General features: G+C 60.4%; 12 protein-coding genes. 7 read left to right on the forward strand and 5 right to left on the reverse strand.

Going from position 1 to position 14,972, the window contains the following annotated elements; translation table 11 throughout:
* Positions 1 to 126: 126 nt before the first annotated feature.
* From AC53L6_RS20350 to AC53L6_RS20360, 3 genes are all read left to right on the forward strand, one after another.
* Positions 127 to 2,628 carry a GcvT family protein gene (locus AC53L6_RS20350; protein ID WP_496909164.1) on the forward strand — a complete coding sequence of 834 codons (2,502 nt, stop codon included), beginning with the start codon at positions 127 to 129 and terminating at the stop codon, positions 2,626 to 2,628.
* A gap of 98 nt (positions 2,629 to 2,726) precedes the next feature.
* Complete coding sequence (locus AC53L6_RS20355) at positions 2,727 to 3,971, forward strand: efflux RND transporter periplasmic adaptor subunit (protein ID WP_496909165.1); 1,245 nt, start codon at positions 2,727 to 2,729, stop codon at positions 3,969 to 3,971.
* 3 nt (positions 3,972 to 3,974) lie between these two features.
* Complete coding sequence (locus AC53L6_RS20360; protein WP_496909166.1) at positions 3,975 to 7,016, forward strand: efflux RND transporter permease subunit; 3,042 nt, start codon at positions 3,975 to 3,977, stop codon at positions 7,014 to 7,016.
* Here the strand turns inward: AC53L6_RS20360 and AC53L6_RS20365 are convergent.
* From AC53L6_RS20365 to AC53L6_RS20375, 3 genes are read right to left on the reverse strand one after another with little or no spacing between them, the layout of a single operon-like run.
* Complete coding sequence (locus AC53L6_RS20365; protein WP_496909167.1) at positions 7,013 to 7,777, reverse strand: GH25 family lysozyme; 765 nt, start codon at positions 7,775 to 7,777, stop codon at positions 7,013 to 7,015. The two genes, AC53L6_RS20360 and AC53L6_RS20365, sit on opposite strands and share 4 nt — an antisense overlap.
* A gap of 18 nt (positions 7,778 to 7,795) precedes the next feature.
* Positions 7,796 to 8,851 carry an NAD(P)/FAD-dependent oxidoreductase gene (locus AC53L6_RS20370; RefSeq protein WP_496909168.1) on the reverse strand — a complete coding sequence of 352 codons (1,056 nt, stop codon included), beginning with the start codon at positions 8,849 to 8,851 and terminating at the stop codon, positions 7,796 to 7,798.
* Complete coding sequence (locus AC53L6_RS20375; protein WP_496909169.1) at positions 8,848 to 9,774, reverse strand: aldo/keto reductase; 927 nt, start codon at positions 9,772 to 9,774, stop codon at positions 8,848 to 8,850. Before AC53L6_RS20375 ends, AC53L6_RS20370 begins: the two co-directional genes overlap by 4 nt.
* 269 nt (positions 9,775 to 10,043) lie before the next feature.
* Here AC53L6_RS20375 and AC53L6_RS20380 point away from each other — a divergent pair, with 269 nt between their 5' ends.
* The 4 genes from AC53L6_RS20380 (at position 10,044) to AC53L6_RS20395 (ending at position 12,758) form a co-directional block, all read left to right on the forward strand.
* Positions 10,044 to 10,706 carry a DUF2461 domain-containing protein gene (locus tag AC53L6_RS20380; protein ID WP_299602369.1) on the forward strand — a complete coding sequence of 221 codons (663 nt, stop codon included), beginning with the start codon at positions 10,044 to 10,046 and terminating at the stop codon, positions 10,704 to 10,706.
* A gap of 90 nt (positions 10,707 to 10,796) precedes the next feature.
* Positions 10,797 to 11,654, forward strand: a complete 858-nt coding sequence (ppk2, locus tag AC53L6_RS20385; RefSeq protein WP_496909247.1) for a polyphosphate kinase 2 — start codon at positions 10,797 to 10,799, stop codon at positions 11,652 to 11,654.
* A gap of 16 nt (positions 11,655 to 11,670) precedes the next feature.
* On the forward strand, positions 11,671 to 11,910 hold the full coding sequence (locus AC53L6_RS20390) for an HP1242/YdcH family protein (RefSeq protein ID WP_496909170.1): 240 nt from the start codon (positions 11,671 to 11,673) through the stop codon (positions 11,908 to 11,910).
* Positions 11,911 to 12,038: 128 nt separating this feature from the next.
* Positions 12,039 to 12,758, forward strand: a complete 720-nt coding sequence (locus AC53L6_RS20395; RefSeq protein ID WP_496909171.1) for a hypothetical protein — start codon at positions 12,039 to 12,041, stop codon at positions 12,756 to 12,758.
* Positions 12,759 to 12,935: 177 nt separating this feature from the next.
* Here AC53L6_RS20395 and AC53L6_RS20400 read toward each other — a convergent pair whose 3' ends face one another.
* On the reverse strand, positions 12,936 to 14,018 hold the full coding sequence (locus AC53L6_RS20400; protein WP_299771366.1) for a BMP family ABC transporter substrate-binding protein: 1,083 nt from the start codon (positions 14,016 to 14,018) through the stop codon (positions 12,936 to 12,938).
* Between the two features lie 30 nt (positions 14,019 to 14,048).
* Positions 14,049 to 14,969 carry an ABC transporter permease gene (locus AC53L6_RS20405; RefSeq protein WP_496909172.1) on the reverse strand — a complete coding sequence of 307 codons (921 nt, stop codon included), beginning with the start codon at positions 14,967 to 14,969 and terminating at the stop codon, positions 14,049 to 14,051.
* Between the last annotated feature and the right edge of the window lie 3 nt (positions 14,970 to 14,972).

A 14,972-nucleotide genomic window follows, 5' to 3' on the forward strand; every position in this document is an offset into this window, starting at 1 on the left:
TTTTGAAACAGGGAAGAAGGGACGTGTCGCGGGCGTCGTTTTTCTGCAGCGTTCGGTCGGCTTGTTGGCGCGGCGCGCGTGTTGTTTTCCTAGAACAACGGGGACGGATTGCGAAGGAATCGGGACATGAAAACTCAGGTCAAAGCATTGGTTGTCGGCGGCGGCGCTGTCGGAACCTCGATTGCCTACCATCTGGCGCGTGCGGGCTGGGACGACGTGATGCTGCTTGAACGGGACGAGTTGACCTCTGGCTCGACATGGCATGCTGCTGGCTTGCTGCCCTATTTCAACATGTCCTATGCCACGACCCACATCCACGACTACTCGATCAAGCTCTACAAGACACTTGAGGAAGAGACGGGGCTGAACGCGGGCTTCGCCGTTGTGGGCAACCTCCGCATGGCGCAGACCCAAGAGCGCATGGATGAATACATGCTCTATGCCTCAACGGCCGAGACCTGCGGGGTGCCTTACGAGTTCATGACGCCTGATGAGATCAAGGCGAAGTGGCCCCTGATCCGGACTGAGGATTTGAAGGGCGCGCTGTATCACCAAACGGACGGCTATATTAACCCCGCCGATGTCACGATGGCGATGGCCAAGGGTGCGCGCCAGCGCGGCGTGATGATCGAGCGGAAGTGGCAGGCCGATGCCTTTCACTGGAACGGTGAGGCTTGGGAGATCACGGCCACCAAGATGGTGGAGAAGGGCGGCAATCTTGTACCCTCTGACGAGCAGGTGGTGATCACGGCTGAGCATGTTGTGACTGCCAGCGGCAACCATGCGCAGCGCACGGCCCAAATGCTGGGCATCAAGATGCCCGCCATCCCTGTTGAACACCAGTTCATCGTGATGGAGCAGGACCCCGAGCTTGTGAAGTACCGGGCCGAGGGCAATGCCGAGCACCCGGTCATTCGCGATGCCGACGCGCAGTCCTACGTCCGCGAGGAGCGTGGCGGTTGGATCCTTGGGGTGTATGAAAAGAATGCGCCTGCGCGATTCGAACATGGGGTGCCGGACAGCTTCCGGGCGGACCTGTTCCAGCTGGATCTGGAGCGGATCGAAGACCAGTACATGGCGATGATCCATCGCGTGCCGTCTTGCGAAGAAAGCGGTCTCAAGGACGATTTTAATGGCCCGATCTGCTACACGCCGGATGGCAACCCGCTGGTCGGTCCTGCGCCCGGGTTGGACAACATGTGGCTGGCCGAAGGGTTCTCATTTGGTATCACCGCCGCTGGCGGCACCGGCTACTACCTTGCCCAGATGATGGTCGAGGGGGAGGCCGAGATCGACATGGCCTCGCTTGATCCCAAGCGTTACGGCGACTGGATGACGACCGAGTATGCGGCTCGCAAGAACGAGGAATGCTACGAGCACGTCTATATCCTGCACCACCCGGACGAAGAGCGTGAAGCGTGCCGTCCGTTGCGGACAGGTCCGGCCTATGACCGGCAAAAGGAGGCAGGCGCACAGTTTGGCTGCGTGAACGGGTTCGAGCGTCCCAACTATTACGGCCCTCTGGATGCGCCGGACAGTTTTGATCACGATGCCAGATCCTTCCGCCGGGGCGGTTGGTGGCAATACGCCCATGACGAGGCTAAGGCGATCCGTGAGGGCGTTGGTCTGGTCGACGCGACAGCGTTTACCAAGCACCGGATCAGTGGGCCGGGTGCCACGGCATTCCTGGATTGGTTCACCACCAACAAGCTGCCCAAGGTCGGGCGCATCAACCTGACCTATGCCTTGACCGCTGCGGGCACGACACGCACGGAATACACCATCGTGCGGCTGGCCCAGGATGACTATTACCTCGTGTCGGCGGGCGCATGGCACGCCTATGATCAGGATTACCTCTACAAGGCGATCATGGAGAAAGAGGCTGAGTTCGGGCGCATCAACGAAGAGGATGTAACGACCAAGTGGGGTGTATTCGCCATTGCCGGGCCGAAATCGCGTGATGTGCTGAACGAACTGGTCAAGGATGCGGACCCGTCGACTGTCCTGTCGAACAAACGTTTCCCTTGGCTGTCCTATCGCGACATCGAACTGGGTATGTGTCCTGTGCGGGCCATCCGCGTCGCTTACACGGGCGAGTTGGGCTGGGAATTGCACCATCCAATCGAAATGCAGAACTACCTGTGGGATCAGCTTGTGAAGGCTGGTGAAAAGCACGGAATGAAGCTCGTGGGCGCGCGTGCGCAGAACTGGTTGCGGCAGGAAAAATCCTATCGCGCGTTCGGGACCGAACTGGGCCGCGATGCGACCCCGGTGGAAGCTGATCTGCCCCGCTTCGTTGACCTGTCCAAGGATTTCCATGGCAAGGCGGCGATGGAAAAGATTGGCGTCCGTTCGACTTGCGTCACCGTATTGATCGACGGGCCTGATGATGCAGACCCTTGGGGACGTGAAGCCCTCTATCACGGGGATACACGTGTCGGACGTTTGACCTCTGGCGGGTATTCGGTCGCTTTCGGCAAATCGATTGGCATGGGATATGTCCAGCCCGATCTGGCTGTACCGGGCACACAGCTGCAGGTCAGGATGTTCGACAAGCTTTGGCAGGCAGAAATTGTCAGCGACAGCCCCTACGATCCAAAGAACGAGGTGATCCGCAAGGATGGGTGAACCCGCCGATTGAAGGGGGATCACTCGCCTGTTGGTTGACTCGGCTGGCGCGTCGCTTAATTGTCCGCTTCAATATTGGAAAAAGGCGTTGCACCACGATGAATCTAATAAAGATTTTTGTATTTGGCATCGGCGCAGCGCTTGCATCAGCGGTGTCACTCAGCGCTCAGGACGTTTTGCGCCCTGCCAAGATCGCCACCGTTCAGGAAACAGAAGCAACGATCCAGCGTACGTATCCTGCGATTGTGTTGCCCTCCGAAGAGGTTGAGCTGTCGTTTCGCGTCAGTGGGCGGGTCATTGAACTCCCCATTCGTGGTGCACAGGATGTAGCGCTGGGTGCGTTGATTGCCCAGATCGACCCGCGCGACTTCGAACGCCAGATTGCCCAGCTTGAAAGCTCACGTGATCAGTCGGCAGCCCAACTCCGCGCATTGCGGTCGGGCGCGCGTGCGGAAGAGATTGTCGCGCTGGAAGCCGCAGTTGAATCGGCTCAGGCCCAAGTTGATCAGGCCCGTGATCAGGCCGAACGGACACGCGAGTTGGCGGAACGCGGCGTTGTTGCCGCTGCCCGTCTTGAACAGGATGAGGCGTCCTTGCGTGTTGCCGAAGCCAACCTGCGGGCGCAGCAAGAACAGTTGATCATCGGGCAATCCGGTGGTCGAGCGGAAGACATCGAAGCGGCTGAGGCGGCCTTGCGTGGGCTTGAAGCGCAATTGCAGGTGGCAAACGACAATCTTGATGACGCAACGCTGACGGCGCCCTTCGCGGGCATCATCTCGCGTCGTGACATCGACAACTTCACGAATGTGCAGGCAGGCCAAAGCATTGCGCTGCTGCAAAACATCGACACCGTGCACCTTGCCTTTGATGTGCCGGGGCCGGATGTGGTCGCGTTGTCCGCAAACGGACAGGACCAGATCCAATCCCAGGTTCAGTTTGACGCGTTGCCGGGGCAAACCTTTGACGCAGAGGTGGTGGAATTCTCTGTTCAGGCCGACGCCGCCACCCAAACCTATCGGGGGCGGGTCAGTGTCGCGCAACCAAACGGGTCCATCATTCTGCCTGGCATGGTTGGCCGCGCCTTGGCAACGGCCCCGGGGTCGGCGCCGGAATTGCGTATTCCGCTGACATCAGTGGGCGCAGACCCCGATGGTTCGCCGTTTGTATGGCTGCTGGATGATGACAACGCCGTGTCCAAGCAATCCGTCACGTTGGGCGAGGCCAGCGGCGCTGAGGTTGCCGTGACCGATGGGGTCAGCGCGGGGGACCGCGTGATTGCTGCTGGGGTCAGTCAGATCGTTGACGGGATGACCATACGCCCGATCACTCGGGTTGGAGATTAAGCTATGGATCTGGCCCGGTTTGCCATCGAAAAGCGTCTGATCTCGGCGATCTCGACGCTCCTTATTCTTATATCGGGGTACTTTGCGTACACCGTGCTCCCGCGGTTCGAAGACCCTGAATTCATCATCCGTCAGGCCCAGATCATCACGCCCTATCCCGGTGCCAGCGCCGAAGAGGTGGCAGAGGAAGTGACCGAGGTTGTTGAAAACGCCTTGCAGCAATTACAAGGCGTGGATGAAGTGCGGTCGGTGTCCTCGCCAGGTCTCAGCATCGTGAATGTTGAATTCACCATTCCTTCGGTGCCGGACTACCCTGTGCTCTATGAACGGTTCGCACAGATGCGCGCCAAGGTCGACGATGCGCAGGGGGACCTGCCCCCCAACGCGCTTGAAAGCCTGATCTTTGATGATTTTGGTGACGTTTATGCCCTGTATTTCGCTGTTGTAGGGGATGGGTTCTCCATCAGCGAGTTGCATGAATATGCCAAGGACCTGCAACGCGAACTGGTGACGGTCGATGGCGTGTCCAAGGTGGTTCTGAACGGCGTCCAGGACGAGGTCATCTATGTCGAATACTCGTCGGCCCGCTTGATTGAGCTTGGCTTGGCACCGGATCAGATTGCGGAAATCCTCGAAGGCCAGAACCTCGTCCGTCCCGCCGGGTCAATCAAGGCGGGGCAAACCCGCCTGATGGTCCGCCCGGAAAGTGCGGTGTCCTCGACCGAGGCCATCGGCAACTTGATGATCACCAATCCGCAGACCGGCGCGTCCTTCCGCCTGTCCGATATTGCAACGATCAGCCGCGGGGTCGAGGATCCGGCGACCATGTTGCTGTACCGCGATGGGAAACAAGCCATCGGGATCGGGATATCAAACACGTTGGGCGGCAACGTCGTGAACATGGGTGTGGCGGTCAAGGAACGGATGGACGCCCTGATTGATCAGCGCCCCATTGGTATCGATGTGCTGGCGATTTCGGATCAGTCCGTCACGGTCAAAGAGTCGGTCGACGATTTCGTCATGAACGTCGTGTTGGCGCTCGCCATCGTCGTGGGCACGCTTCTGATCTTCATGGGGCTGCGGTCGGGCATTCTGATGGGCGGCATCCTGATGGTGACTGTGGCCGGGACGCTGTTCGGAATGTACCTCTATGATCTGGACATGCAGCGCATTTCCCTTGGCGCGTTGATTATTGCGTTGGGGATGCTGGTCGACAACGCCATCGTCGTGGTCGAAGGCACGCTGGTTCGGGTCCAAAGGGGCGAGAGCGCGGCGTCCGCCTCCATCGCGGTTGTGAACCAGACGAAATGGCCGCTGCTGGGGGGGACACTTGTTGGCATCCTGGCCTTTTCACCCATCGGTTTTTCGCCGGACAACACCGGCGAATATGCCGGCAGCCTGTTCTGGACCATCGCCATTTCACTGCTGTTTTCCTGGCTGGTCGCCATTTGGCTGACACCGTATTTCTGCACCCTTCTGCTCAAACCCGGCACGGCCGTGGAAGAGCGGGAAAATGTGTTTCTTGGGATGTACCGCAGCATTCTCAAACGTGCGATTGCGGTCCGGTATCTGACCATCGGCCTGGTCGTGGTGCTGTTCGCATCTGCGATTGCGATGTTCAGCATGGTGCCGCCCGGCTTCTTTCCGACCTCCACCCGCGCGCAATTCGCGATTGACTACTTCCTGCCGCAAGGCGCCGACATCTCGGCAACCGAGGCGGACATACTGGAAATCAGCGAGCACGTGCGCACGCTGCCCGGGGTCACCGGAACAAACACGGCCATCGGTCGGGGCCACACTCGGTTCATGCTGATCTACGAGGCCGAGACGCAGAACTCGGCCTATGGGCAGATTCTGGTCGACGTCGAGAGCTTTGACCAGATCGAGGACCTGCGTACTGAATTGCAGGCGTGGATCGAAGAAAACTATCCCGTGGCCAATACCAAAGTGTGGAAATTCGTGCTGGGCCCCGGTGGCGGGTCCAAGGTCGAGGCGCGGTTCTTCGGTCCCGATCCCGTGGTCTTGCGCGAACTGGCCGCCAAAGCGAAGGCGATCATGTCCGATGCAGGGGCCATTGCGGTCAAGGACGACTGGCGTGAACAGGTGCAGGTCCTCCGGCCTGTCATCGACACCGAAAACGCGCGCCGTCTGGGCCTGACCCAAAGCGATATCTCGGGTGCCCTTGCCACCCACCTGACCGGATCCACCTTGGGCGTTTATCGCGAGCGGGACGAGCTGTTGAACATTGTCATGCGCCCGACAGCCGTAGAACGTGACGACCTGACAGAGCTGCGCGATGTGCAGGTCTTCAGTCAGGTGGCCGGTGGGTACATCCCGATCAATCAGGTCGTGGACCGATTTGACGTTGTGTTCGAGGCAGGTAACCTGCGTCGCATCGACCGTAAGTTGGCCATCACGGCGCAATCCGACAACGCGGTGGGTGTCCTGTCAGGCGACCTGTTCAACGATGTCCGGGACCAGATCGAGGATATCGCTCTGCCGCCCGGCTACGCGCTCGAGTGGAAGGGTGAATACGGCAACTCTCAAGAGGCGAATGCCGGACTGGCAGCGACCATGCCCTTGGGGTTTGGCGCGATGATCCTTGTTGTGATCTTCCTGTTCAACGCGGTTCGGCAGCCATTGATCATCTGGTTGACGGTGCCGCTGGCCCTGATCGGGGTGATCTGGGGGCTGGCGGCCACGCAAACCCCGCTCGAGTTCATGGCGATCCTTGGTGTCCTGTCCTTGACCGGCCTGCTGATCAAGGCGGCCATCGTGCTGATTGATGAAATTGATAGCCAGATTGCCGATGACAAACCACGCATGGATGCGATCGTGGATTCTGCGGTCAGCAGGGTGCGACCCGTGTTGTTGGGGGTGCTGACGACCGTGCTGGGCGTTGTGCCACTGGTGTGGGACCCGTTCTTTGCCTCGCTGGCAATCGTGATCATCTGCGGGCTCAGCTTTGCTGCGGTTCTCACGTTGATCGTTGTGCCCGCGCTCTATGCCATCTTCTTCCGGGTGAGCGGCGACGAGGTCGCCTAGCGGATCGTGCGCCGCTCAAGCCAGCTTTGCCAGTCGGCGGCTGAGCCGTTGAAGGCATTGATATCAACGGAACCGGGCGTGTTTGGCAGCGTCCCGGTTGCCGTGTATTGCCAGAACCGCCACGACTGGCCGGGATAGGCCTCTGCCGGGGTCTTGGCCGTGGTGCGCAGCCAGAATTCGTAGCCCCGCAAACGGTTCAGCTCCGCATCCTCGTAGAAGCCCGGCGTCGTGTAGATGACGGGTTTCTGACCATAATGTGCTTCGACAATGTTCAGCCAACGCTGCATTTCGTTACGCACCGTGGCCGCATCCGGGCGGCGCTGGCAGGTGGGTGAAAACGGGTTCCATTCCATGTCCAGCACGGGCGGCAAGCTGCCGCGCGTCCGTGGGGCTGTACGGATAAAGAACTGCGCCTGCACCTCGGGTGTCGTGCAGAAATAGTAGAAGTGGTAGGCTCCGCGCCTGATCCCGGCTTGGCCCGCGCCACGCCAGTGATCCTTGAACATCGGATCGGCCAAATCCCCGCCTTCGGTCGCCTTCAGGAAGGCAAACTCGATCCCCACGGCCTTGGCCCGGACCCAATCCACGCTGGTCTGGAAACGGGCCGCATCCATGCCGCGCACCGGAAAGGTGCTGGGTTGGCGACCGGCAAAGCGCACCGGGTCGGTGTCCCCGATTATCATCGGGCCGGTAAAGGGGGCAGGGCCGGGGGCGCAGGCAGATAAAATGACGAATGCGGCAATCAAAAATCGTGTCAACATGAGGCCGAGCCTAGCGGCTTAGAAGCGGGCTGGCGACAAGGATTTGATGGTGTCCGCGTCTATGTGCGGAGGACGGCCTAACACCAGATCAGCCAGAAGCTGGCTGGCCGCTGGGGCCGTCTGAAACCCGTAACCACCCTGACCCGCGCACCAAACGAATTCAGGCACTTGCGCATCGCGGCCCAGCACCAATGTGCGGTCGGGGGCAAAGCTGCGCAGACCCGCCCATGACGTCTCAACCCGGGTGACGGGTTCGGTCACGTGCTGGCTATAGCGGTCCAGCCCTTCGGCCAGCACCATGTCGTCGGCCCATGCGTCCTGCGGTGCGACAAGGTCCTCATCCGCCGGAGAGACCAAAAGTTTCCCGGCATCCGGCTTGGCATACCACGTCTCGCCCACACCAAAGAAGATGGGCCAATCGCTCACGTCGTGGCCACCCGGCGCAGGCAGGCGTGCCATGGAACGACGGAGGGGCATGATGCCAATGGGCGCGACCCCCGCCATCGCGGCAATCTGGTCGGCCCAGGCACCCGCAGCGTTCACGAGTACATCAGCGGTGAACACCCCGTCACCGCAATGCACGGTCCAGGTTTGGTCGTGCTTGATCTCGGTCACCGCCTGACCCGTCAGAACCCGCCCGCCATTTGCGCGCACGGTCTTTGCGAAATCCTGAATCATCCGGTCCGTGTCGATATCAAACGCATCGGCATGATAAGCGGCGCGGGTGATCGCGTGGTTCAGGATCGGAATGTATGTCCGCGCCTCGTCCACCGAAATCTCGGGGCATTTCAGGGTCTGCGCATCTTCATCGAATTGATCATCTTCGCCTGCGCGCCCAAGCAATAGAAAGCCGCGCGGGCTGAGGTACGGTTGCTGATAGGCGGCGCTGGCCTTGTTCAGTGCCACCACCGAAGGCGACCCATAGTTCTCTTCGAACAGCGCGGCAGACCGGCCCGAGGCGTGGTAACCAAGGGCGCTTTCGCCCTCGATCAACGTGACCTGCGCCCCATCTGATAGACGCGCCGCCGCAGACACCCCGGCGATACCACCGCCGATGACGATGATGTCTGTCACGCTTCCTCGATCCGGTCCGTGGCCGGGGGCGGCGTGACGCTGAAGCCGGTGATCTGGTCATAAAGATCGGCAGTCATGTCAAAGTCGAGCGCGGCAAGCGACGGTGCCAGCTGCTCTGCCGATCGGGCCGAAATGATGGGCCGGGGCCGCGCCGGATGCGCCATGGCCCACGCCACGGCAAGTGTTGCAGGGCTGGTGCCATGGTCGGCTGCCAGCGCGGACAGATTGGCCGCTGCCTCGCGCATCCAATCCACGTTGTAGCGCGCGGCATAACGGTCATCCTCGGTCAATCGCCCGGTGCCACCATCCACGTACTTTCCGGTCAACAGCCCGCCACCAAGCGGTGAATAGGGTGCGATTTCAATGCCCTGATCGACGGCCATCGGGAAAATCTCGACCTCGGACTGGCGTTTGACGAGGCTGTGCATGGGTTGGATGATGTCGATCCGCACTTCGAACTGTGCGGCAACCGCCTGCGCCTTCATCACCTGCCATGCGGCAAAGTTGGAGACACCGATATGGCGGATCTTGCCCTGCGCCTTCAGCGTGGCCAGCGCGTCAAAGGTTTCCTGCAGTGGCGTGTCATCGTCAAAGCGGTGCAGGTACAGAATATCGACCATATCCATCTGCAACCGCTGCTGAGACGTGGCAAAGCCGGTCAGGATGTTGTCGCGCCCGGACCCACCCTCGTATGCCGCCTTGGTCGCGATGATCAAGTCATCGCGGTCGGCCTTGACCATCTCACCCAACAGCGTTTCGGATGCGCCGCCCGTATAAACAAAGGCGGTGTCGAAATGGGTGATGCCCGCGGCGCGGGCGGCGTCGAACATCGCCCGGCTTTCGCTGGCGTCGGCCTTGCCGCCGAACTGCATGGTGCCGAAGGTCAGCGGTGAAAGCGGGGTGCCGTTGAGAGAGGTAATCATGCGCCAAATCGTGCCATGCAGAACACAGTGGGCGCAACGGCTAACGCGTGTTTTGGTGCGAAGAATGCAGATGCGCCGTGCTGGTCTGTATGGACAGAGTGCACCGGGCTTACATCCCCGAAGCGCCTTGGGTGTATCTCGGCAAACTGTGGTCGGGTGCGTGAAGACGGCGCAAATGCACGCCACTGCCGCAACCTGGCAGCAGCTTGCGGTGGACTGGCCCCCGCTGTGCGATAGGTTCGGAAGGGAACGACATGCAGGGGGCGGATATGGCGGACGGGTTTGAACAGATGGTGGATGAGGCGCTCAGCTTCTTTGCCAAGCTGGAGAAGAACAACACCAAGGACTGGTTCGAGCCGCACAAGGCCCACTACAAGGAGGCCATCGCTGGCCCTGCCGGGTTCTTTTCGGACCTGATGGCCGAGGATATCGCCCGCATCACCGGCAAGCCGCACAGCCCAAAGGTCTTCCGCATCTACCGCGATGTGCGCTTTTCCAAGGACAAGACACCACTCAACACGCATCTGCACATCATGTGGTCCCCTGCGGATAAGGACCCGCTGGCCCCCTCGTGGTTCTGGGGGCTGTCGAAGGACTATTTCATCCTTGGTATGGGGGTGATGGGCCTGCAGGGCGAGCATCTGACCCGCTACCGCGCCTTCGTCGACAGTTGGGGGGACAGCTTGCAGGAGGCGCTGGATGCGGCCGCCGACACCGGTGCTGAGATCAGTGACTGGGGACCAGAGCCGCTGAAGCGCGTACCGAAACCCTATAACCAGGACCATCCGCATGGGGATCTGCTGAAGCGCAAGGCGCTTGCCATGTCGGGGCCGATGCCCGCCAATTGGCGCGACACTGGCCTGATCAAGGCAACCGTATCGCGGATCAACACCTTGATGCCTGTCTGGAAGGTCTTCGATTCGCACCTGTAAATGACGCACATCAATGACAACGCGTACGTGCGGGTTTCTACGTCTTCACCGAATAGCACTAGGAGAAGACTTTTGGCACAATCTGTTGAGATCATTGATCGCAAGCCCTCTAACGCTCAGGCCTTTGACCAGACCCAATGCCCCCACGCCGACAAGATGACGCGTGCCGAATACGAGGCGGAAAAGGCTGCCTTGCAGGTCGAGTTGCTGAAGGTTCAGTTGTGGGTGCAGGAGACGGGCCAGAAGTTTGTGCTGCTGTTCGAAGGACGTGATGCAGCAGGCAAGGGGGGCACCATCAAGCGGTTCATGGAGCATCTGAACCCCCGTGCCGCACGTGTCGTGGCTCTGAACAAACCCTCGGACCAGGAGCGCGGGCAGTGGTTTTTCCAACGCTACATCAAGCATCTGCCAACCAGCGGTGAGATCGTGCTCTATGACCGATCCTGGTACAACCGGGCCGGTGTTGAGCGGGTGATGTCGTTCTGTGCCGCCAACGAATACCTCGAATTCATGCGCCAAACGCCCGAGTTCGAGCGGATGCTGTCGCGGTCGGGTATTCAGCTGTTCAAATACTGGTTCTCCGTCACCCGGGACGAACAGCGCCGCCGTTTCGAGGCGCGTGAGACGGACCCGCTTAAACAGTGGAAGCTCTCGCCCATCGACCGGGCCAGCCTTGATAAATGGGACGATTACACCGAAGCAAAAGAGGCGATGTTTTTCTACACGGACACAGCAGATGCACCTTGGACGGTCGTCAAATCCAACGACAAGAAACGCGCACGCATCAATTGCATGAAGCACTTTCTGTCGACATTGGACTATCCCGACAAGGACCTGACAGTGGCCACCGTACCCGACCCGCTGATCGTGCAGCAGGCAGATGCTGCTGTGAACGGGTCCGAACATATCCTGGCGGCATCGCTGCACCCGCATTCCCGCAAAAGCTGACGACCCGGAGGATCAGATGTCGAACACGCCCCACGAGCTTATGCAGGATTTTCCCGAACATGCAGATCGCATTTCGGACCTGCGGCAGACCGATGCACATTTCGCCCGCTTGCTCGATGAATACCACGACGTCAATCGCGCCGTGCACCGCGCCGAGACGGATGTTGAACCCGTATCAGACGCGCATATGCAAGACATACGCAAGCAGCGCATGGCGCTGAAGGACCAGCTCTATGCCACGCTGACGGCCGCCTGAACGGGGTCGTTCACGCGATAAATCGCATTTGAACTAAACTCGGCTCAAAACGCATTGCGGTGGCAACCCCGTGTTTAGGGATGTCGCCGCACAAATCCCGCACGCGATGATTTCAGAACGGGATTGCGATGCGGCGGATTTGGGGCCTTTTGGCGTGTGTTGGATTGGTGGGGCAAGGGGCATTTGCCTGGGCGGAGGCGTTGCCGATGGTCAGTCGAGCCAGTCTGATGACCAAGGCGGCACCGCTGATCAGTACAGAGCCGATGATCCGTCATTCCGGGCCGAGCTTGTTTGCAGGGCGTTCCATCACTGGCCTTTTTGCGCCGCCCGATCCCAAGGAACTCGACAACTTGCGGAACTATCCCGTCGAAGGGCGGGTGGCGCGGTTGCGCAACCTGATCGCACAGGCAGAGGCAGGCAAAAAGGGGTATGACGCGGTACAGCACGGGGCAAAGGTCAAACCCGCAGCGGCCCCAACCCGGCTGACGATCCAGCAAATCTATGACTGGATCGACGCCACACCGGGCCAGCCCCACGCCATTGGCCGCTACCAGTTCATTCCACCCACCTTGCGGCGGCTCGTGCGGCAGGCGGGGATCAATCCCAAGACGCAGTTCACACCGCAAGTGCAGAACCGTCTTGCTGACATACTGCTGGCTGACGCTGGCCTTGCACCCTTCCTCGCGGGTGAGATGAAGCGGCAGACCTTCATGAACAACCTGGCCAAGATCTGGGCGGGTCTGCCCAATGACACCGGCAAATCCCACTATCACGGATATGCGGGCAACAAGGCGACAATGACATGGGCGCATTTCGACGCGCAGATGGTCCGGATTTTCACGCAATAGAACGGCCCCGGCGCATTTGGTACGCGGGGCGGAGGACACCTCCGCCTTACAGTGTAGCGCGTAAAGCCGACGCGCCCGTAAGGCGCACGTGTCGTGCGCCCCACCCAATAAAAAACCCCCGGCGCGGGGCCGGGGGCAAATCCTGTTCGGCGGGGGGAACCCCCGCCTTACAATGGCTTACTGCGGGATATCGCCTTCGATGCCTTCGACATAGAAGTTCATGCCAGCCAGCGTGCCATCATCGGCGGTCTCACCATCTGCCAGGAAGGGTGAACCGTCCTGCTTGTTCAGCGGGCCGGTGAACGCATGGTACGATCCATCCGCCAAAGCGGCCTTCATCGCCAGTGCCTCTTCCTTGACCTCGGCGGGAACAGCGTCCGAAATCTCGCCGATGCCAACCATGCCAGCGCCGATGCCGTCCCATGTGTCTTTCGACTCCCAAGTGCCGTCCATCACAGCGCGGGTGCGCGCGATGTAGTAGGGGGCCCAGTCATCAATGATCGACGACACGCGCGGGAAGGGCGCGTATTGGCCCATGTCCGACGCTTGGCCAAAGGTGACAACGCCACCCGCTTCCTGAGCAGCCGCTTGCGGTGCTGTCGAGTCGGTGTGCTGCAGTACCACGTCCGCACCCTGATCGATCAGGGTCTTGGCGGCGTCGGCTTCTTTTGCGGGGTCAAACCACGTGTAGACCCAGATGATCTTGAACTCGACATCCGGGTTCACCTTCTTGGCGTGGATATAGGCCGAGTTGATGCCACGGATCACTTCGGGGATCGGGAAAGACCCGATATAGCCGATGGTGTTGGTCTTGGTCATCTTGCCCGCGATGTGGCCCTGAATGGCACGGCCTTCGTAGAAGCGGGCCGAGTAGGTGGATACGTTCGGGTGCAGGCGCTTGTAGCCGGTCGCGTGCTCGAACTTCACATCCGGGAACTTGGCCGCGACGTTGTTTGTCGGGTCCATGTAGCCAAAGGACGTGGTAAAGATCAGGTCAGCCCCATCCAGTGCCATCTGAGTCATCACGCGCTCGCTGTCCGGGCCTTCGGCCACGTTCTCTACGAACACGGTCTCAACCGCATCGCCGAACTCTTCCTCGACCGCAAGACGACCCTGATCGTGCTCGTATGTCCAGCCGCCGTCGCCCACGGGCCCGACATAGACAAAGCCAACCTTCGTTTTCTCATGGCCATCGGCATAGGCGCCGCCCGCCAGACCAAGCGCCAGCGCGGCACTTGCCATCAAAGTGGTGAATTTCATTCAGGTAGTCTCCCCATTTAGGTGCGCCCCTTATCCCGAGGCGTGGAATGTGCGCCCCAGTGAGCCGGGGGCGCGTGATTTATCTGCGCTCAGAATCACCAGAACGATGATCGTCACGACGTAGGGGGACATTGCCAAATACTCGACCGGAATGGCAACGCCCGCGCCCTGCAGGTTCAACTGGAGCTGGGTAATTCCGCCAAAAAGATAAGCACCCAGCAACACGCGCCAGGGCTTCCAGCTGGCAAACACAACCAGGGCGAGGGCAATCCACCCCACACCGGCTGTCATCCCCTCGGTCCACTGTGGCACGCGGATCAGCGAAATGTAGGCGCCACCGAGCCCGGCACAGGCCCCGCCAAACAGGATCGCCAACGTCCGGATGCGCTTGACCTTGTACCCCAGCGCATGGGCGGCATCGTGGTTCTCGCCCACGGCGCGTAGGACCAGCCCCATGCGGGTGAATTTCAGCATCGCCCACGTGGCGGCAACGATGCCAAGGCCCAGATAGACCATCAGGTCATGGCCAAAGAGGATCGGCCCGATGACCGGAATGTCAGCCAGCGGCCCCAGCGGCGTTGCCTCGGCACGGGGCGGTTTGATCCCCACATAGCTCTGCCCCATGAGCGACGACAACCCAAGGCCAAAAAGGGTGAGGGCAAGACCCGATGCCACTTGGTTCGCCAGCGCCACCTGCGTGAGAAAGGCAAAAAGCAATGACAGCACCGCCCCCCCGACAGCAGCAGCGATGAAGCCCACGGTGGGTGAGCCGGTGTTCACGGCAATGATAAAGCCACAGACGGCGCCCGTGATCATCATCCCCTCGACCCCAAGGTTCAAAACACCTGCGCGTTCAACGACAAGCTCGCCGATGGCCGCCAGCAGAATGGGCGTCGCCGCCGCGATCATGGCAGCGATCAGGAGAATGGGGTTGATGGCAGAGAGGTCCATTTC

Source organism: Tateyamaria sp. LSS28 (genome assembly GCF_059611725.1).